At 43.6% G+C, this 23,029-nt stretch carries 7 protein-coding genes; 2 read left to right on the top strand and 5 right to left on the bottom strand.

The annotated features are described in order from the left end of the window. Positions 1-8: 8 nt before the first annotated feature. From DS2_RS09855 to DS2_RS19860, 5 genes are read right to left on the bottom strand one after another with little or no spacing between them, the layout of a single operon-like run. Entirely contained in the window at positions 9-10,340 is a 10,332-nt protein-coding gene (locus DS2_RS09855; protein ID WP_035014574.1) for an Ig-like domain-containing protein, read from the bottom strand. Positions 10,341-10,368: 28 nt separating this feature from the next. After that, the gene (locus tag DS2_RS09850) at positions 10,369-10,827 is read right to left on the bottom strand and encodes a hypothetical protein (protein WP_035014573.1); all 459 of its coding nucleotides are present in this window, start codon (positions 10,825-10,827) and stop codon (positions 10,369-10,371) included. A gap of 1 nt (position 10,828) precedes the next feature. Next, positions 10,829-11,404 carry a hypothetical protein gene (locus DS2_RS09845; RefSeq protein WP_035014572.1) on the bottom strand — a complete coding sequence of 192 codons (576 nt, stop codon included), beginning with the start codon at positions 11,402-11,404 and terminating at the stop codon, positions 10,829-10,831. Next, the gene (locus tag DS2_RS09840; protein WP_035014571.1) at positions 11,397-12,005 is read right to left on the bottom strand and encodes a hypothetical protein; all 609 of its coding nucleotides are present in this window, start codon (positions 12,003-12,005) and stop codon (positions 11,397-11,399) included. The genes DS2_RS09845 and DS2_RS09840 overlap by 8 nt, the downstream gene beginning before the upstream one ends. 11 nt (positions 12,006-12,016) lie before the next feature. After that, a complete protein-coding gene (locus DS2_RS19860) occupies positions 12,017-17,140 on the bottom strand; it encodes a carboxypeptidase-like regulatory domain-containing protein (RefSeq protein WP_051479773.1) in 5,124 nt (1,707 codons plus the stop codon). 328 nt (positions 17,141-17,468) lie between these two features. Between DS2_RS19860 and DS2_RS09830 the strand changes: the two genes are divergently transcribed. Further along, complete coding sequence (locus DS2_RS09830; protein ID WP_035014570.1) at positions 17,469-20,981, top strand: FG-GAP repeat domain-containing protein; 3,513 nt, start codon at positions 17,469-17,471, stop codon at positions 20,979-20,981. After that, positions 20,978-22,990 (top strand): multiheme c-type cytochrome, encoded by a 2,013-nt coding sequence (locus DS2_RS09825; RefSeq protein WP_035014569.1) that lies wholly within the window; start codon positions 20,978-20,980, stop codon positions 22,988-22,990. The genes DS2_RS09830 and DS2_RS09825 overlap by 4 nt, the downstream gene beginning before the upstream one ends. Positions 22,991-23,029: the final 39 nt, after the last annotated feature.

Raw genomic sequence — 23,029 nt, 5'->3', positions numbered from 1 at the left:
CCTTAGGTTTATTCTGCCGTGGTAAAGGTTCGTGTGCCGCCATATCGGGTGTTGCCGACTAAATCTGGCACGTTGTAATAAAGCTCTAACGTATATTGGGTACCTGCCTGCAGATCTTCATTTGGGTCTATGCTAATTTGACTGCCATTAACTGTGTAACTTACCGCAACCACATCGCCACCTTGTTTGAGTACAGGTGCAGAACGCAAATCGAGCGTTTCATCATAATCCAACACTATATTGCTCGTTACTGCAACATCCGAGCTGTTGTGCTCTGGTGTCATAGTTTGTAATGCTGGCCCTGAGCTATCATTACTGGCGTTCGCATTGGTGGTGAAATTTAAAGTATAGTCGGTCAGTTTATTTCCCGCGTAGTCACAAACATCGGTTAACGCCAACTGATAGCTGGTTTCTGTGCTAAATCCTGCGGCAGCTTTAACCGTTAATATATTGCGGCCATTGGCTAAATTGAGTGTTGTGGGAATATCTACCCCCGCTGATGTTAGTTCAACACCATCGGCCAAAATACATGCGCCGCTTAATGGCTCTGACATTTCCAAAACCAATTGGCCATTTATCGGCATATCCGTTTCGCCAGTGGCAATATTGCTGAGGCTAACCTCAGGTGCAGTTTCATCTGCTTCGGTATCTGTGCCTGTGACAAAATATTTATAGTTATTTTGTGCAATTCGATTGCCCGATAAATCGGTTAGATAAGGGCTATAACCCACATACAAATAATACGTATGCTCAGCGGTTAAGAGTGCATCAGGTGTTAACGTCAAAGTTGTGCCATCTGCTGACAAATCCCAACTACTGGCTATTGAGACTCTATCGGTATTGTCGTAGAGGTAAAAGGTACTGCCGTCGATTGTCGTTTTGTCCACCCGCTCTGAGAAATGCACTTGCAACAAGGGGTTTAATGCCACACCTCTGGTGTTGTTGTTAGGTATACTCCAGTGGGCAACACCGCTGCTAGTAAAATCAGCGGTATCACTGGTGGTAAAATCAATCACCAAATCTGTCGCCATTGCATTGCCACTAACGTCTTTTAGGCCTGAAACTGTCAAAGTATAGTCGGTTTCAGCGACTAACAATTGTTTGGGCACTATGGTCAATAAGGTGCGGCCTCGTGATAATGACAGGTTAACAGGTATATCGACGCCTAACGCCGTTTGTAAACTCACACCATTATCAATCAGTGGATTGAGTGATTCACTAAAACGCACATTGAAACGCAAGTTAACAGGAATACCAGTTTGCCCATCTGTCACACTGGTACTGACAACCGTTGGTGCGCTATCATCCGATGCTGCTCCTGTGGTGAAGTAACGATAATGGTTGCCAAGCGTATTACCGCTTAAATCACGCATATAATAAGCATAAACATAATATTGGCTGGCGGTCTCTAGTGCTTCATCCGCGACCGTTGTTAGCCGCATGCCATCAGCCGACAATTGTGAGCTAGATGCAATGGTTTCTAGAGTGGTATTATTGTAGAAATACACGCCCGAGCTGGTTACGCTAACGGGATCTATCGGTTCGCTAAATATCCATTCAACTACAGGGTTGGTTGCCACACCTTGTTGGTTATTACTGTAAGCTACATCGACTAACTCAGGTCGAACAAAGTCTGGCCCAGCTAAAGTGGTAAAGGTTGTTGAGTCTGCGACTACCAGGTTTTCAGCCATATCCAACATACCAGCAAACGTTTCTGTATGTTCAGCTTCAGAAGGTAGTGGTGTCAGTTTGCGATAAATCACGACTTGATTGTTTTCACTAAACTGCACATTGATATTAGCGCCGTCGGCATAATCAAACGTTAGTGGATTCATAGGTTCATCAAAGCGCACCGCAAACAAAGTGTTAACTCCAACCCCAGCTTGTTGCTCTGGCGGGCTGAAACTGCTAATCATGGGTTGTCTATCATCCGCTACCGCATCGGTTGCGGTGTTGAAATAAGTCGCATAATTGGTGCGTAAATTATCACCATCTGTATCTTTAATCGCGTTTGAGTACCACACATAATATTGGTTATCGGCAACTAAAGCTTGGTCAGGGGTTACTTTAATAATTGTCCCTGTTTCGTCTAGTTCGGCACTGCTGGCCAATACAGCCCAATTATCTGTTACGTCATATAAAATAATGGTTTCAGAACCAAAAGTACTGCTATCCAACGGCTCTGTAAACTGAGCGGTTAACACCGCATTTAATGGAACCCCTGCGGTATTGTTTACAGGGTGATAAGCAACAACTGTAGGCTGTGCACCAACACCGTCAGATGATGCACTGGTATTAACATAACTATTGTAGGTTTGCAGAGCATTGCCCGTTGAATCGACTACTGAGCTGTCAAGATACAAACTAATGCGGCTAGAATCAGGGAAGTCACCGTCGGTTGGTGTAACTCGAATTGTACGACCATCCCCCATCAACGCGACATCAACAGGAATAACAACCCCATCATCTGTGACCTTAATTGCTGCATCTAAACTGGCTAACGTCAGCGGTTCAGATGCATATAAAGTAATTTCTTCTAAACCAATCCAGTTGGAACTGCCATTGGCTGGAATTTGTGTCACGATACTTGGGCGAGTGACATCATTGCTCACAGTCCCCGTTGTAAACGAGCTAATAAAGGGTTCAACTGCATTGCCCGCAAGATCCTGCACGTTTTCGGTCACGACTAAACTGACAACGCTTGAATGCGGTAAAGATGCAGAAACTGTGACATCACGACCATCAGCTGAACGGAAGACATTCGGTTTAATTACCGCGCCGTTAGCATACAGCGCAATATTTTGATTATTGATACTGCTTGAAAGCATAGGTTCGCTAAAGCTTAGTACCACACTGTGCGATGGGTTAACATCAACACTGTCGGCTGCTGGTGATACCGCACTAATGGTCGGCGCAATAGAGTCGGCCGATTCTTGGGTATTAAAGTAGCGTGTACCTAAATATCGAGTATTACCCGCCAAATCCGGTACATTGTAATACAGCTCAATGGTATAACGAGTATTGCCTGCTAAGGTAATCGCTGGCACAAAGGTAATAACATTGTCCACTACTGTATATTGGCCAGGAACTGTTACACCTGCGCCTTTAACTGGCGGACGACTACGCGCATCAATCGCTTCATCAAAAGTCATCACTATTTCAGCTAATTCGACTTCAACATCAGTTGCTTGATGGATCGGCGCAATAGTCGATAAGTTCGGGCCGGAGCTGTCAGCATCACTACTGGCCAAAGTGGTAAAGTTAACTAAGGTTTGCGCCAGCTCATTGCCTGAATAGTCACAAATACCATCAACCGCCAATTGATATTCTGTTGCTGGTTGTAAGTTTTGTTGGCCTTGAATAGTCAGTGTTCGTCTATCATTTTCCATGCTCACTTGAATATCAACAATCTCACCACCTGCGGTCAAACTAAAGGCTGGCGATATTTGACAAGTATCACTAAGTCGTTCAGATAACACTATGACGACCCGACCATTGACTGGGACATCTGTATCGCCTTCCACGACACTTATTTGTGCAACGCTAGGGGCCACTTCGTCTGTACTATCGGTTGTGTAGAAATAATGATAGTTATTCTGCGCAATACGATTGCCGGCATAGTCATGCAAATACGGTGAATAACCGACATACAAATAATGTAAATGGTTAGCTCTAAGTGGCTCATCGGGTACAAAATTCAAGGTTAACCCATCAGCCGATAATGTCCACGCGCCTGCGACTTTAATACGTGCGTCGTTGTCATATAGATAGAAGCTATCGCTATCAATGGTGGCTCGGTCGACAGCTTCACTAAAGTGCACTTCAAGATTCGCATTCAGGGCAACATCTCGCGAATTATTTGGAATGCTCCAGCGCACTACACTACCAGCCGTTAAATCGACCGTTGCGCCTGTGGTAAAGTTAAGCATTAGTGAGTCGCTTTGCTGATTATTACTTAAATCAGAAACCCCCTCTATGGTTAACAAGTAATTTTGCATAGGTGCCAACAACTGCCGAGGCACCAAGCTGACTAGGCGACGACCGCGATTTAAGCTGATATCAGTCGGTACAACTTGACCTGTCGAGTCAGTTAAAACAATGCCATCCAAATCAAGTGGATTAAGCATTTCGTTAAAGCGTACATTTAACCTAACATTGGTTGGAAGCTCGGTTTGACCATCCACTATGCTGGTTTGCACAACTTCTGGTGCAACAACGTCTTCGGCATAACCTGTGGTGAAGTATCGATAATGATTACCTAGGTTGTTACCCGCGAGATCACGCATATAGTAAGCGTAAATATAATATTGTCGGCCGGCTAATAAAGCTTGATCAGGCATTAAGATTAATCGTTTACCATCAGCTGATAATTCAAAGCTGCTAGCAATATTGACCCTAGCTACATTGTCGTAAATATACACACCTGAGCTTGTTACACTAATAGGGTCGATAGGCTCACTAAAGGTCCATTCAAATGCACTATTTAGCGCTACATTTTGCTGATTATTCGACACAGTTACATCAGTCACACCGGGTTGAACAAAGTCTGGACCTGCAGTGGTTGTGAATTGTGTTTGACTCCCCACTGCCATATTGCCAGCTAAATCAGCCATTGCAGGACTCATAGCGGTCACTTCACTTTCGCTTGCTAGTGGCTGCAGCATGGTGTAACGCACTGATTGATTATTCTCAGCAAATTGCACATTAATTGCCCCTTCTGCTTCGAAGGTTAATGGATTCACTTGTTCACTGAAACGCGTGGCAAACCAAGCATTGGTTCCAACATTGCTTTCGCCGTCAGGTGGGCTCATTGCCGCGACGGTAGGTTGGGCATCGTCAACGACTGAGTCAGCATCTGTGTAGAAATAAGTAGCAGAGTTGCTTTGTAAGTTATCACCATCTGTATCCAACACAGCGGTTGAGAACCATAAGTAATATTGATTGTCTGCAACTAAACCATCATCAGCGATTACCTGGGCGATTGTGCCAGTTTCATCCAAAGTAATGGTTCGTGACATGACACTCCAATTATCCGTGACATTGTACAGAATTGCGTTTTCACTAGTGAAGCTGGTTAAATCCATTTCTTCACTAAAGCGAGTTAACAATATCGCGTTAAGTGGTGTACCTCGGCTACCATTGTTCGGGAAGTATGATTCAACTCTTGGTCTAATACCTAAATTATCTGTCGTAGTTGAGGTATTAAAGTATGAGTTGTATGCGTGTAACGGATTGCCAGATAAATCTAATACGTTGCTATCCCAATATAATTGAACTAATGCGTTGTCGTTAAACATGCTGTCTTTGGTGACTCGAATGGTACGGCCATCACCGAGTACATCAATTTCAACTTGGGCTAACACACCGTCTTCCGCAAGATTAAACGCATCTTCTAGGGTACTTTCATCGACCGCTTCATCAGTGTAGAAATACACTTGGTTGATGTCGGTCCAACCGCTTGAACCATTGGCGGGTGTTTGCGCAATAATACGTGGACGCGTATTGTCTGTATCTGCAACCCCAGTGGTGAATGAACTAACAAATGGCGTTATCGCATTGCCAGCTAGATCTTGCACACCGTCGGTCATCACCACGGATACGATTGCAGAATGAGGTAGCGACGCTGATAAAGTCACTTCACGACCATCAGCCGAACGGAATATATTTGAGCTTAACACTGTGCCATTAGAAAATAGTGCTAAGTTGTTTGCATTCAAAGTATTAATATTCACGGGTTCGTCAAACGACAATACAATGTTTTGCGCTGGGTGAATATCACTCGACATATCAGCAGGTGAAACCGCCAGCACGCTGGGCACTTGTGTGTCTTCAACCGCTTGTGTATCAAAATAGCGAGTACCGCTATAACGGGTATTGCCGGCTAAGTCTGCTACATTGTAATAAAGCTCAACAGTAAACCGTGTGCTGCCAGGTAACATAATATCTGGGGTAAATGTGATAACAGCACCATCTACTTGGTAACTGCCAGGTACAGTTATACCCGCCCCTTTAATTGGTGGGGCTGAACGCACATCAACAGGCTCATCAAAGGTTAGCACTACTTGAGTTGTCACATCTATATCTGAAGTGGCGTGCGCTGGGCTGATATCCAACAAGCTTGGGCCTGAGCTATCAGCTGATTCGGCGTCTAGTGTGGTAAAGGTTAATTGATAAGTGTCAGATGTATTGCCAGCATAATCGCACAAACCATCTACTGTTAAAGTATATTCAGTTAGGGCGCTGAGGTTTTGTTGTGGGGTAATTGTGATCGTACGGCGATCATTGGCTAATGAGCTATCAACCTCAACTTGGTTTTCTCCAGCTTGCAATTGAATGGCATCGGCCAGCGGACAGCTATCACTAATTATCTGATCTAGATACAATACCACTTGGGTATTGAGCGGTGCTTGAGTATTGTCCATGCCTAGGTTGCTGGCAGCTACCGCAACAGTTTCATTGTCTAAATCATGCCCTGTATAAAAATAATGATAGTTATTTTGCGCAATTAAATTGCCCGCTAAATCTTGGAGATAGGGCGAATATCCAGCATACAAATAAAATAGATGATCTTCACGCAACGCTTGGTTGGGCACAAAAGTGAGTCTGCGACCGTCTTCGCTTAATATGCGCTGGCCAGCAACGGGTAAGTTGGTGCTACTGTCGTATAAATAAAAGCTACTGCTATTAATTGATGTTGGGTCTATTGCCTCAGAAAAATCAACCGTTAACAATGGGTTACGAGCAACTCCACGGGTATTGTTTGGAATACTCCAACGGATGGCACTACCCGTTTCAGTATCGGCAACATCACTGGTGGTAAAGTTAATTTCTACAGGATTGGCTAATAAGTTGCCACTGAGATCTTGCACGCCATCTATCCATAAAGCGTAACTTTCATTGGCATTAAGATTTTGCACGGGAGACAAGACAACTCGGCGTCTGTCGTTACTTAAACTGCGACTGACTGCAACCTCGGCACCAACAGAGTCAAGTAGTTGTATTTGTGATAAATACAGCGCATTAACAGCTTCGTTAAAACGCACGGCCGGTTGCACATTTACAGCAATATTGTCTGCTTGGTCTTGCATACTGGTTGCGACCACTTGTGGGCCACTACCATCTATATCAAATGAGGTATCAAACCAACGCGAGGTTCCGACAAATGGATTGTTAAAGGTATCTTGAATGCCACTGGTGAGATAGACATAATGGCGGCGACCAACTAATAAAGGTACATTTGGAATAAACGAAATAGCTGAATTATTTTCTGCTATATCGATAACCCCACCTATGCGTTGGCCGCTAGATTGGTCAACTACATACATGGTGTCTTCTGTCACGCTAACTGGGTCTATCGGCTCACTTAAAATTGCGGTGATGACCGCATTCACGGGTATGTTGGAACTGCCATTAACAGGGCTAATGTCAACCAATGTAGGTCGTTCTTCATCAACACAATTGCCTGTGGTAAAGGTTGATGTGAAGGTTTCTGCCAATGGATTGCCAGCTTCGTCTCTAACCCCACTGACTTCAATGGTATAAACACTGTTATCTGCCAATAATTCAGTTGGGTTGAATATCAGTTCGGTATTGCTTGTTGTTAAACTTTGCACCCCAGTTAGAACTGTGGTGTCTTCAGCAATTAATTTAATGCTTTGATCTGTTAACGAGCGGCGCAAAACAGCTTCGTTAAAGATCACACTGATATTGCTATTTTCACAAATATCTGTTGCTTCATGCGCTGGGTCTATCGAACTAACTTCAGGTGGGGTTACATCTGGATTAAGTGGATCTGTCCCAGCGGCTACTTCGTCACCATCTGTTCTTTGGTCATCATCAGAATCTAAGTCGAGCGGATCTGTGGCTAATTCAACTTCTAAGCCATCAGGCAGACCATCATCATCTGAATCTGGATTTTCAGGATCTGTATTCCAAGTAAAGACCTCTTCATTATCGCCTAATCCATCACCATCTTCATCGGGTTCGACGGTTAATAACGCTAGGTCATCACCAACATTGTTACCAAAATCTACCCCCTCTACCAGAATGTTCATACTGGTAATGCCCGCTGGCACTGTGATTGGAACTTCGTATGGTCTAGTTGTATCAGATGCGACTAAGATGCCATTCACCCGTATTTGCACTGTTGCAACCGCAACATCATCACTCGCTTCAGCGCGGACTAAAATGCGACTGCCTTCGACAACGACATCACCATCTGGTGGTGAAATCACCTCAACAGTCGGTGCAACGCCTTGATTGTCGTTTAAGATACGATATTGTGAAATATACAAACGATTGGTGGCGGTGGAATAAACGAAACCAGCATCAATAGACAACGAGTTGGCATCGCGATCGCCAAACTGACGAATATCAATAACACCTTGGAACAGTGAGTTTTCTGGATCTGCGATATTGACAAACGGCACTGCATTAACAAATAAGATGTCGCTAAAGAACGCAAAGCCATTGGTCAGTTCAACATCCGACGGATAAAAACGAGTATCGCCACCAACAATGGTTGGGCGCATCGGATCGCTGAGATTAATCACTTTATAACCACAGGTGTAACACGCAACGTAAGCGTAATCACCATCGATAACAACAGCCCGAATATTACCTATGTTTATGCTTCCTAAGCGCATGGGCGAAGATAGGTCACTAATATCTAACAAGATCACTGCTGAACTATTTGCAACAACCGCACGGTCATTGGAAACATCAACACTGATAATTCGCCCAAGATTATCCAGTTTAGCCACACTAAATGGTGCGCTTACGTCTTCTACATTGAATATTTCGAAACCACCACTATCGTTGGCAACAAATATATGACTATTTTGAGCGGCTAAATCAACCGCCATACCATTGCTAACAATATTGCTCACTAAAGCTGGTTGGCTGACATCTGCAATATTGATGATATCTAAACCTGCATTGCCAACTGCAACATACGCATACTGCCCCACTACTTTGACATCTCTTGCGGTGCCACTGGTCACCAGTGTACTGACTATTTCTGGGTTTTGTTTGTCACTGGTATCAACAATATGCAAGCCAGCACTACCTGCTGCTATATAGACATAGTCGCCTTGTACATCGTTGTCGTATGCTGTGCCACTAAAGGACAGTGTTGAAATTCCCGCTGGTTGGAAACTTTCAACCGTCACTGGGACTTCTGCGGTTAATTCAAATAAGGATACAGTGACGGTTGCATTGCCTTCTGCACCACCGAATATTTGCCCATCCGTTATACCAAAACTGACGGTAGCTAAATCGCTTGATTGATAACTTGTGCCATTTGATTTTGCAGTAACATCTAAAGTGGTGCCGTCCAATACTGTGGCGGTGACGGTTAATTGGGTACTGACTTCACTGTCGATACCATTGAACGTCATGACGACATTATCGGGCACAACACTGATTGCTGTTATGGCATTTTGATAATCTGCATCGCTGCTATCTGTTGGTGATGAACCTAGCGTCACCTCTACAAAATCGGATAAACCATCACTGTCTGAATCGGCTAATAACGCATTGGTTATAAAACCATCTTCACCTTCAATTAATTCTTCACCGTCGTCTATGCCATCACCATCTGTGTCGGCTAAATCAATCTCTGTGCCTGCCAAATATTCATCAAGCGCACTTAACCCATCATTGTCTCTGTCTTCAAATGCATCTGCTGGGTCGTTGGGGTCTAACCCATTGGCACTTTCATAATCGTCGGGCAAGCCATCTCCATCTTGGTCACCGGTAAAACTCACTCGAACTAAGCGTGTAGCAACTTGGCCATCTTTGCTGGCAGTAATCAGAGCATTACCACTACCAACAGCAGAAATTAAGCCATTGGCATTGACACTAGCGACCGCTGAATTGGAACTGGTGTAATTGATCCCCGAAGTGGCGGCCGTCACATTGTCGACTAACCCACCTGGGTATTCGGCTGTCACATCTAGCTGGTAAGTTTGCCCAAGTGCAGTCAGACTAATTTGAATAGTGGTTAAAAAGCTAATACGTACCGGCACCGGCTCTTGTTCAACGAATTGAATTTCACCCACCCGCGTAATGCCATTGGTAAGCAGGTTAAAGTAACCCGATTGACCAGATAGGGTGGCGCCCTCTTCGCCAACGCATGTTGCCCTTGCTCTCACGGCACCTTGGTTAGAAGGTACGTTTGGTAGTGACCAACCACCATCTTCTGCTACCTGTATAGTGCGGTTTAAAATGTTCACCACACAATTTTCATCCAACTCTTCAGCTTTGGTAGCGGTCACCAAAGCACTACTTAAAAAGCAGGCTGTCAGCAGTATTCGTCCAGTCTGGATAAGATTTTTCATTAGCTGATACCGTAGTCTGTAAATTTGGTTACAACTCCAACCACTCTGCAATTTGTTGTTTAATCCCGACATTTCGCTCTGCATTACCAAAACAAATATCAGAATCGACGATCGCCTTTCGTTGATCTTTCACCAGCAAATAAACAGCGCCACCTCGCGCATACCTGCCACCTTTGCCGTAAACCATTTCCACTCCCCTGACATCCTTCAGAGAAAACCAATTTTCCGATTTAATCCATAAAAACCGCGAATGTAACACCACAGTTTTATTGTGTTTGTCGAAGATGGTTTTGCGGCTACGCTGAATCGCCAAAACCACTAAACACACGCCATTAAAAATGACATAATCTTCAACTTTTAAATCCTTATCACCAAAAAGCGCCGCTCCCCAAAATAGCAGTAAAAATGCGATTGCTATTAAGCTGATGCATTTTGGAAACGCTGTTACCACCAGTCGCTCGCTGTTTTTTTGTAAAATTCGCGCCATATCAACCTGCCTGCGCAACTTTCAACTGTTCTTTGGTTAACCTTTCTTTTAACTTTTGGAAAAAAACCGCATTCATGTACGCTTGATCTATACGCCAGCGGCCGTTTTCTAATTCAAAAGGTAGCAAGTGATACTCAGAATCTATTTGCACACCAATCAGCACATACTGACCCATCAAGATAAAATCTTTGAGCTGCGCCACTGATTGTTTGGTAAAAGTGGCCCGCCAAAAGTTGTACACTCGACGTGCTTTTTTAAGTGCGGCTTTTGACTGCCAATCTTGTAACGTGGCTTGATTCCAACTTGTTAACCACCAATCAAAATCATCTTTACGCAGGGCTGATAAAAATTGCACTAACTGGCGATCAGCGCCTTCATTAACATCACGCATCTTCGTATCAAATTGGCTAAGCACCACATCTTGGTATTGCATACGCTGATACTTGTGATGCTCTACTAAAGTAAATGTACGCTCACCTTGGTCTTGAAAACGTGTTGCCACAGCGCCTACCAACATAGGTAAAGCGAGTAATACACAGCAGCAATATTGCATTGATTTAAGTAATCGTTTATTCATATACAATCACCTTTCTGTCTTCACCATTAACCCAAGGGCTATAACGTAATAATGGTTCGCGGCGTAAATCTAAACTGACTAACCATTGCTGTTGTTGTTGGCTAAACACCACGGGTAAATCAATCGGTCCTGGTTTTCCATTTGCGCCAGCAACGTTGTAGACAATAATAATGTGCTGCGGTAACACGATTTTTTGCTTAAAGGTGATTTTTCGTCCGACAAACTGCTTTTTCCATGTGTCTAACCAATAACTTTGATTTAGCCCTTTGCTGGCAAAATACTCGAGTGCGAGATGTTTTGAATCTATCTCCCATGTATCTAACCACCACTGGTAATCTAACGAAGCTATCGCTGACATACGCGATATAAACGCTTCTTCTGCTGATGCCATGGATGAGTACTTGCGTTGCACTAAACGTACTTTTTCATAACCTTTTTTTGGTTCGAATAGCTGATAGTGATAAACCTGTTCAACACTGATAACCCCTTCGCTCGCCTCGCCGACGGCAAAAGTTGGTGTTGCCCAAAAATTATTTTCAGCCATCAGCGAAAAGCTCAGCAAAATGGTCCATAAATAAGTTAAACACACACAAGCTCTCACGTTTGCCCTCCTTAATCTGGCAATGGAATATCAATAGTGGCAATACTGCCAGAATTGACTAATTGAATGCTGGCACTTCCGCCTGTCTCAACCCATGAACCTTCGGCAACTATAATGGTTGCTTCAGCGGAGACACCATTGTGGCCTATACCACCTGTGACTTTTTCACAATTCACCCCAGCTTGAATATTCACACCTGTTTTGAGTTTGCCTTCTATGCGAATAATGTCACACGGGCGTTTGTCATTCGGCGGGCCACATTCAGTGGGAGATGAAGCTGGGTTAGGAACACTGCCGAATGGCCCACCACCCACACCGAGATCACCTTTAACTTCACCACCCCAGCAGTTGTCACCCTGACATTCACGTTTGGTGCGGTTAATACTAAATTTGCCATCAAAACCAACTTCAAAACGAATACCGTAGGCAATGCCGACCTCTCTTCCGAGTACGCTGAAGGTATAGTTGCCAGACCAAGGTGGTATGGTTGGGGTCCACGCATAACTCCAACGCGGAAATATCACAGTTCCTTCGTCTTTTTCTTCACGAGTCATAGCGCCATTCTGTTGGGTGCAACAAACCTCTTTGACACTATTGCTTAACGACAGCGCAATTTCTGGGATTTTTTTGTCGGCTCCAAGAAAATCGAGGACTTTGTTCACATCAGCAATAAAGTTTTTCACACCATTAAAAGTTACAGAGGTGCTGCTGATTTCGTTATCTGGTTTTTTCGTTTCTTTGCCGTCTTGGCAAATAATACATTTGTCTTCTTCAGGAACGTGGCCATCTGGTTTTGGCTCTGGGCCATCTTCACCGCATGTGGTACATAAGCTTTCATCTGAATTATCAACCACCTGCATAGATGAACCATTTTCACAAACAAAAGATTTACAGTCGCCGGTTTCGTCGTCAGGCGGTACGTCGGCATCATCGTCGACATTTGTCAGCGTTCCGTCTTGGCATTCTGGCTTTTTACAATCGCCTTGCTCATCCAAACCCGCTAGCCTAGGGTCGCCCTCGGCGGGTACACAGTTACATTCACCATCGCAGTCTTGGCATATTGGGCAGTTATGTGCACAAGCTTGTCCACCTGGCTGTGAACCACAGTGCCAACCCGCTTTAATCACCCCGACCCCTCGATTAGAAACAACCACAGTGCCATCTTCACTAACCGTCCCCAATCCTATCGCGACAAATTCTTCTAAATCATGGTCGAACGAATACATTTCAACTTGTGCACCCGCTTCATGTGCATCAACATTGGGTAAAGTAAGCCGAGCTGGTGGATCGAATTTAGTGCCCGTTGGTTGAATGGTCACGATAAATTGTGGTTGCATCCCATTTGGCGGTGCCATTGGCACGGTACCAGCATTAACAGGTGTGACGGATACAAAACCTTCGCGACTGCCATCTGGAAAGGTCACTGAATCTTTTTTGATATCAAGTTGAAAACCTGGAAATTCATCTAGGGTAAGTGAAACATCTTCCGCCCCAGCATAAACTGCATTATCAGTATTGAGTTTAACCATATAGATAGGCGCAGATAACGGGTTCTCCACCCCAGCAACGGTAACTAGGTTATATCCTAGTGATGGAAATTCGCCATCGACAGATGTAGTCGAGCCGTCTGCAATTAGATGCACTGGGCCAACGGGTGCTTGAGTGATTTCAAACCGACCGTTTTCATTGGTTACAGCTTCTCGTGTACTGCCCTCTACTCGAATGGTCACATTGGGTATGGGTGTTTCTTGGTTATCTAACACCACACCTGTGATAGTGGTTTCGCCCGGATCTGCTGGTACAAATGCGGTAGCACTAAAACCAGCGGTGATGGTTTGCCCTTCTGGTGCGTCAATTAAAGTGGCGGTGATCCTTTGGGCATCTATACCAGTTAATTGCCCGAGTTTGTAAGCAACTGATGCTCGGCCGTCTGAGTCGGTTGTACGTTCAATCGTGGTTTCTTCATTGCTTGAAAATACTCCATCGCCTTTAGTAACGGCAAAACGAACTCGTGCATTAGGTACTACGTTTGCGCCAGCATCCGTGACCACAACTACCATAGCTTCTGGCAGTACATTACCCACGGCACCACGTTGATTATTGCCAGAATTAACACTGAGTTTATTGCCGATTTGTCCATTGGCCGATGCACTAAAAGTGACTGTACCTGTGTATCCAACCACTGCTGCTGTTACTTTGTGATTGTTGACCCCTGTTCTTGCACCTAATTTGAAAGTTGTTGACGCTAACCCATTTTCATTTGTATCAACAACCACAGCACGCCCTTGGTTTTCGGTGCCAATTGCCACAGCACCTGAACCTTGAGCAACTCTAAATACAACAGATGCGTCTTGCACAGGCTCATCATTGTCGTCTAATACTTGCACCACCAAAGGGTCGTCTAATTGGTTGTTGATGATTGCATCTTGCCCGTCTCCACTCTCTAGCAACACTCGTTTGCCCAGTAATACTTCATAAATTAAGTTGATCTCGACGCTATTGGTATTGCCAACTTGGTCAGCGCCGCGCACGGTAATGGTATTATTTCCTTGTTGCAGCTCAATATTAGTAGCTGAATAACTTCGATTTTGAATATTCGCGTCAACTCCATTAACTGTGACATTGGCTTGGCTGTCTTCAATCGTACCGCGTACGATATCATTAACTAAACCTGTAATGGTTACCGTGCTGGAATAAACAGTTTGTTGATCTTGATGTGAGTCTATTGTCAGGTAAGGTGGCGTTTTATCTAAAGAAACAGAAATGGTATCGGTTTGAATTTGTTGACCATCAACCGCTCTTGCTTCAATGGTGTTCAAGCCTTCTTTTAACGCGACCTCGCCACTGAATACTCCATTTTCATTAGTGATAGTGACCCCGTTAAGTGTGATTGCCGCTCCAGTCGATACCGTACCTGTCACCGTAATAGGTGAACTACCAACCGTGATTAGCGAATCAGGCGTGAGAATTTCAACGGCCAGTAGATCAACTTCTTCGTCGTCAGGAATACCATTGCCGTTATCGTCATCATCCGCCATCATGCCCAAATCTATACAAGCTTGGTCACAATCATCTGGAATGCCGTCTTTGTCCATATCAGCCAAATCACCAATGGCAATCAACGGATATCCATCATCAGTATCTGGAATTTGGTCGTTGTCATCATCGGTATCTGCATTATTACCTGTGCCATCCATGTCAGTATCAACCGATTCGGTCGCATCTAATGGGAATGCATCATCAACATCCGCAACTTGATCGTTATCATCATCAGTGTCGGCATTATTACCTGTGCCATCCATATCGGTATCAACCGATTCGGTTGCATCTAATGGGAATGCATCATCAACATCGGCAACTTGGTCGTTGTCATCATCAGTGTCGGCATTATTACCTGTGCCATCCATGTCGGTATCAACCCATTCGGTCGCATCTAATGGAAAGGCATCATCAACATCGGCAACTTGGTCGTTATCATCATCAGTGTCGGCATTATTACCTGTGCCATCCATGTCGGTATCAACCCATTCGGTTGCATCTAATGGAAAGGCATCGTCAACATCGGCAACTTGATCGTTATCATCATCAGTGTCGGCATTATTACCTGTGCCATCCATGTCGGTATCAACCCATTCGGTTGCATCTAATGGAAAGGCATCGTCAACATCGGCAACTTGATCGTTATCATCATCAGTGTCGGCATTATTACCTGTGCCATCCATGTCGGTATCAACCCATTCGGCCGCATCTAATGGAAAGGCATCATCACCATCGGCAACTTGGTCGTTGTCATCATCAGTATCGGCATTATTACCTGTGCCATCCATGTCAGTATCAACCGATTCTGTTGCATCTAATGGGAATGCATCATCTACGTCAGCTACTTGATCGTTATCATCATCGGTATCGGCATTGTTACCTGTGCCATCCATGTCAGTATCAACCCATTCGGTCGCATCTAATGGAAAGGCATCATCTACATCAGCTACTTGGTCGTTGTCATCATCAGTATCGGCATTATTACCTGTGCCATCCATGTCAGTATCAACCGACTCATTTGGATCAAATGGAAATGCATCAACAACATCTAGGACTCCATCGTTATCGAAATCTTGATTTTCACCACCAAGATTAACTAGGTTCTGATCTTGGGTAATAACCTCAATGGTCGAATCCAACAAAGTAGCATCTTGACTATTAACAAAAGCCTCAAAGTTTTGCTGAGCAACTTCATCTAACACCAATGCCAAAGTATCGTCGACACCATCGGGTAAAGTATATTCAGCATTATCAACCACCAGCTTGATCAGGGCGGAGAATTTGAGTTTATCCACTACATCTAGGGTGCCGAGCAAAGTATTTAACTCAGATTCAGATGTGACTTCAGCACCTTGGTTAGCTCTTTGTAACAAAGCCGCTTCTGCTGTGGTGACATTGGTGATATTAATTGAAAAATTGTCTTCAGCGGACAAAATACCATCCTCACCCGCTTGACTGCTCAAAGTTGAAAATGCTGGTAATTGCGAAACAAAAACCACACCTGGATGAGTTGTTGGATCACCTTGAGCAATTAATTTAACTAACTTATTGGTATTACTTTGGTCAACCTCTATCAATAACGAATAACCACCATCGGCACCCGCTTGCACCTCAAATTCTTCTGAGCCAACAATTACTTTAACTAAAGCATTGGCTAAAGGCTCATCTGTGACCATGCCGGTTAAAGTTAATGAACTGGTAATGCGGCTGACGGTAAATTGATGACTATCAGTTGCAGTTGCGCCGTCATCGTCCGTCACTACCACAGCAACAGTCACTTGGCTGTCAGCTGTAATGTCTTGCGTTGAGATCTGTAAACTGCTGTTTGTACTGGTACCTAAGGTTACCCCTTCACCACTTTGTAAGGTCCATTTATAACTTTGCACTGAACCATCGGGATCAGCAGCATTCGCTTGCAAGGTTATACTATCCCCTTCCGTCACTTGGTTTTCACCAACAATACTTACTGTGGGGGATTGATTTGTCTCTACAGGTTCGGGATCTTTGTCGTTTTTGCTACAGGCGGGTAAAAGCAGAGTGGTTACAAGTAAACACCCTTGAAGCCAGCGCAGATTGTTAGTTCCAATCAACATCATCACGCTCTCCAACAATAATTGTGGCTGCAAGCAACCTCGTGTTGGAATATGGTTTGTCCAGCTGAATTGTCGATAATTCGCAAAACTTACAGCCTTGAGTGCTCCATACTACTCAAACCAAGCGCTAAGCTGACATCAAGCCTACTACTACATAATTACATCATTTTCATCTGAAGTGGCACATTCCAGAATGATTAATATTTGACCATGGCATAATGTATTTATAATAAATTTAACTAAACAAAGCAACTTGCGTTTGCATATTTTTTCGACAAGACTAGATACAGGAATAAGCAGTATAGCGACCAGCCGATTAGGAACTTAACTCATGGCATTTGTATTGTACAAACAAGGCGTTAGACTAATATTGTCAGTATTGGCCATACTGGCTTTAATTATGCTTGTGCTCTTTTCAATTGCTGTTTGGCACGACAAACCGGAAAGTTATCTTTACAAACCTACCATTTCACAAAAAATAAATATTGAACCTTCACCGTTGTCGTTTGCTGATGTTACTTTAACCAGTGGATTGCAGCATAGCCACATTCAACATACTGGCAAAATTAGCGATTTGATTGATTCATTGGCCGCTGGGGCTTGTGTTGGCGATTTTGACCAAGATAATTGGGTAGACTTAGTGTTTGTTACCGGGGCTGGACAAACCCGTTATTACGGCAGCAAAGCTTGGTGGCACAAACGCAATAGTGTGCAAGTTTATCGCAATGCTCAAGGCTATTTTCGTTTACAGCCAGATAGTTTCGATGTAAATAAAGTAAGTCATGCCTGTGCGGTGGCCGATTTTAATTTAGACGGTTTACCCGATATTGTTATTGCGACGCAAGCACAAGATATACTCTATCAAAACTTAGGCGACTTCCAATTTAAACCGATTGATACCTTTAGCCAATTGACTTTGCCGGCTTGGACATCACATATCAGTGTTGCTGACATTAACCAAGATGGCTTGCCAGATATTCATTTGAGCCACTACCTTAAGTATCAAAAAAACCAAAAAAACCTTGAAGAAGCGGCTGGGTTTACCGAGCAACACCACAGAGAATTTCAACCGCAAGCGTATGACGGCATTCAAAACCAAGTTTTGCTTAATCAAGGAGATTGGCAATTTAAGGACATTAGCAGCGAACTGGGTATAGCCAAAATAACCGAACGCACGATAGCAGCTATCTGGTTAGATTTAAACCAAGATGACTGGCCAGATTTACTCGAGTTTAACAGTGCCGATCAAGCTATTCGTGGTTTTATAAACCAACAAATGTCGTTCGTTCCAATGCCAACTGATTTCCTCCCGCTCACAGCCAACGACAGCCGCTATGCTTCATTCAATAATCAACTCAACGATCCATTTTCTTTATTATTTATCAGTCGCAATAGTGGTTTGGCCAACCTAGCTTTGGATATTGCTCACTTGGCTAACACCCCACAACCCGTCAATGATATAAGCTGGCCACTTGAGCTAAACCAACATAAGTATATTTACCAAACGCGCTGGGGCCATACTTTTGCAGACTTTAACAATGACGGTTTAAGTGAGCTTATTTTAACCACTGGCAATTTAATGCCAGATCCTTTCAGTGAACAAATGGGGCTTGGCTCGAAAAATCATTGCTTGCAACTTACCAATCACCAAGCGACTGAACAACCTGCGGTATTTCAACCAACTAACTGCTTGCCAGCTAATTTAGACTCAAGCCGCAGTGTTATTCGGTTGGATTTTAACAACGATGGTAAGTTGGATATTCTATTCACCAATAACAATGCGTTTCCTCAGTTATTGTTAAATACCAGCGCTGACCAAAGCCAAAGAAATTGGTTAAACTTAACCATTCCAGACAATGCTCAAATTCAATCGCTCGAACTAGACGGTAAAACAGTTGCCGCGAGCCTAATTAGCCGCCAGGCTATGTTTGGTCAACACGATGCAAGATTACATTTTGGTTTAAACCAAAAACCGTCTGTGCAGGTCAGGTTAAAAACGGCAAAGCAAGCTTATGAGCAAACATTGACTGCCAATCATTTTTATCAATGGCATAACAATCAATGGCAAATTGTGACAAACAGCAATACCGCAGACCGAGAACCATCTTTAACATTATCAGCACTAGCTAAGCTAGATTTAACCGATTATCTGCGACGCAATCTGCACAAACCCGTTCATTATGCCTCTCTTACACAACTTAAACAGGCAAGCAAAAGTGCCAATCAAGATGAACTAGCTGAATTAGTTGCGAGTCAACCGCAGGCGCATTGGCTCGCACTGTATCTTTATTGGTTGGAAACAGCTTCAGGCCAGCTGCAACAGGCCGCAGCCACTGCGCTAACTCAACTGGAAGCGGAGCACAGCACTCGTTATTTATTAACCTTGTTGGACACATCTGATCCACAAACATTTTGTGCAACGGCCAATATTTTTGCATATTGGTTTAGCCAAGAAGAAGCAGTGGTACGCAGCAAAAATAAAGCTTTGCCATATTTATTTAAAAGTATTCAAGCGAACAATGCCAAGATAGTTAATTGCGCTGCGCTCGCGCTCGCTGAAGCAGAGCACCATAATTCAAGTAGCGTAATAATTGAAGCGTTTGCAAAAGCGCCTGTGGCTAGTCGAGCAAGGTTAATTAATACACTTGGAAAAATAAGACAAACTGAAGCTAGACCGCTATTATTGCAAAGACTAGCAAAGAGTGAAGACTACACAGAGATCCAACAAGCACTCATTGCACTGACACGATTAAATACACAATTAGATAACCCGATAACTCAGCAAGCAGCAAAGCATAACAAACATGTCTTTTTAGCTTTGGCGTTAATGCCACAAGCAATAGATGCAATTGTACTTGAGCAAAAACAAGTGAAACATTGGTTGGCTCAGTTCAATATTCAGTATGCTGATATGCCAACAGGTAAATTGCAAAAGCTGTATTTAACCGCCGCACAATTCAATGCACTGCCATTGCCTGAGTTTAAACAATTCACACAAGCAAACGTAGACCCTGAGGTATACAATGCCGCATTAACTTTATTGTTGCATAAACCACAAGCAATCAGCACGCCAGACAAATTATATTGGTTACCACAAATATTAAAGTTAAACTTAACTAAAAAACAGCTTAAGCAGCTGAGTAAAAATTGGCAAGCTGACCTTGTCCGGCTAGATGTTACCCAGCTAAGCCCTCAACAAAACAATAATTTGGTTGCTGTTTTTGCTCAATTAACCCGTGTGCAGCAGCAAGCACTCATTAAAAAATATCAACAACTCGGTTGGCAAAGTGGCCTCAGCCAATTGCAACAACAAGCTTTATTCACTGCTTGTTTTAACCATGCTCAAACAATAAAAACATTAAAAATAACGAGCTTTGGTAGCGAATTTGTATTGTGCAATATGCTTGCGCAAAGTAGAGGCTCTACCAACAGAAGTGACTTTGTTAAGCAAGTTCACCATTGGCTAGATAGTGTAGATACGCCTGAACATTTTCATTTATTGAGCCTATTGGCATTACCCCAACAAACTCGAACAACTTTGGCTTATCAGCGTCTGTCTGCAGCGATAATTACAGCCCCTAACCTTGCTTATTCAATCAAACAAACCTGGGCATTACACCAATATAAACAAGATAAATTTAGCGCCAATTGGTTATTGCAACAAGTTAACTCTGGCAACAACACTGTGCTGTCCAGCATTATTCGTGCTGGTGATTACCCTTGGTTAGCCGCTGAACAAGACATTCATAAAATTATGCAAAATCAGTCGTTTGCTACCCATGTTCGTGAAAAAATCAAGAGCTACTGGCTACAGGAAAATGGCCAACAGGAGAAGGTACAATGACTAAGTCGACTCAGTTAGAATCGAAAGCACTGGCATGGCTAGTGGTGTTGTTTTTTGCTCTTGCAGTCAGTGGTTTTGTCAGCTATTTGCTACCGCATCATGTATTTAATCAAATTAATAGTTTGCTGCATTTAGTATTTGGTAGTTTGTGGGCGCTGTTGATTGTACCTTATACTTTAATCCACTTTAAACGCATACTCGGAGTTCGACGTTTGTCGGTGTTTGTCAGTGGCTTAGTCACGCTCGCCGCAATGCTGATGGTGGTTTATAGCGGATTAGAACTCCTTTACCAAGGTCAACGAGAAGACAATAGCAGTACCTATCAATGGCACTTTTTTACTGCCATTAGCATAGTGGCGTTTTTAGTTGTTCATTTGTTGCTGCATTTTTTCACCCACAGAAGCCAAGTAAATAAGCGCTTTCAAACCAGCGGCTATGTTCCGCGGGTATTTGTTAGTGTGGTCGCCTCATCAATATTAGCCAGCGCGGTTTTGTGGTGGGCAGACCATGCGTCAGAACAAGCTTATTCAACTGAAGCCGCGGTAGAAAACTATCAATACCTTTATGGGCCGCATCCGTTTCGCCCTAGTCAAACGGATACAACAAACAATATATTTATTGATGAAAAAGCATTGGCCACCACTGATAAATGTGCAAGCTGCCATATAGATATTGCTAAGCAATGGTATCGCTCGGCTCATCGCCAAGCAGCATCTGACAAAACTTATGTCACCAATGTCACTTTGTTAGCCAACAAAAAAGGCATAGCAGCCACCCGTTATTGCGAAGGTTGTCATGCTCCTTTGGCATTGCTGACTGGTCAGTTATCTGCCGGAGGTGAACATGCTGGCATTGTCGGTAGTCTCGCGAATATTGAAGGTGTGAACTGCCAGTCGTGTCATGGCATAAGTAAATTGGTTCATAATAAAGGAGTGGCCAGCTATCATTTTGACATCAATCAAGCATATATTTTTGAAACAGCAGAGTCTGGGATATTACAACAACTTAATCGCTTAGCTATAAGATTTAATCCAGAGCAACACAAACAAGATATGGCGCCAAACTTGTTAGGAACAGCCGAATATTGCTCTGCTTGTCATAGCCAGTTTATCGATAAAGATTTGAACGGCTGGGGTTGGATTAAAATGCAGGATGAATATGCCGCTTGGTTAGACAGCCCATACTCAGGCAATAATGACCCCAAATTCAGCCATGCGCAGCAACAACGCTGCCAAGATTGCCATATGCCATTGGTGAAAAGTGATGACCCTTCGGCATCGGCAGACGGTTATGTGCGCAGCCACGAGTTTTTTGCAGCCAACAGCATGCTGACGACGCTTAGCAAAGACTACCAAGGACAACAGCAAATAGCGCAATTTATGCAGTCGAACAAAGTGCGAATTAGCATTGAACCGCCCCATAGAAAAGATGCAACCATTAATAAAATGCCTGTGAATCAAAGATTGCGTCACGCTGCAGTGCAGCCTTATTATTTTTATAAAGGTGAAACAGCCAGCATAAAAGTGATTGTTGCCAATACAGGTGTTGGACATAATTTCCCAGGTGGGACCATTGACATTAACCAAGCTTGGGTAGCGGTCCAAGTTGTGGATGCTGAAGGCCATGCCATTTTTAACAGTGGTTATGTTGACCAAGCTGGATACCTTGAAGCTGATGCTTATCAATACCGCTCTTTACCAACAGACAGGCAAGGGCAAATTGTTTGGAAGCATGACTTGTTTAATATGGTTGGTAAAGCGTCGGTTAATGTGATTCGGGCTGGTGAATCAGATGTGGTAGATTACCAATTTAACATTCCGTACTGGGCTAAGAGCCCAATCTCGATTAGTACACAAATTAACTACCGTAAATTGAACACTCGGTACGCTAAGTGGGCAATGAAAGAACTGTACGAACCTTTACCTATTATTGAGTTGTCCCGCGCGCATCTAGCCGTGCCACTGCGCGACAAATTAGAGACAATAGACAACTTAACTATGGCTAAATAACCAGAACAACATTTGAAATCAACAGATACAGCTACACCA

Source organism: Catenovulum agarivorans DS-2, assembly GCF_000568405.1.
Classification (GTDB): Bacteria; Pseudomonadota; Gammaproteobacteria; order Enterobacterales; family Alteromonadaceae; genus Catenovulum; species Catenovulum agarivorans_A.
The sequence above is the reverse complement of the archived record's forward strand: the minus strand, read 5'-3'. Positions and strand labels throughout refer to the sequence as shown.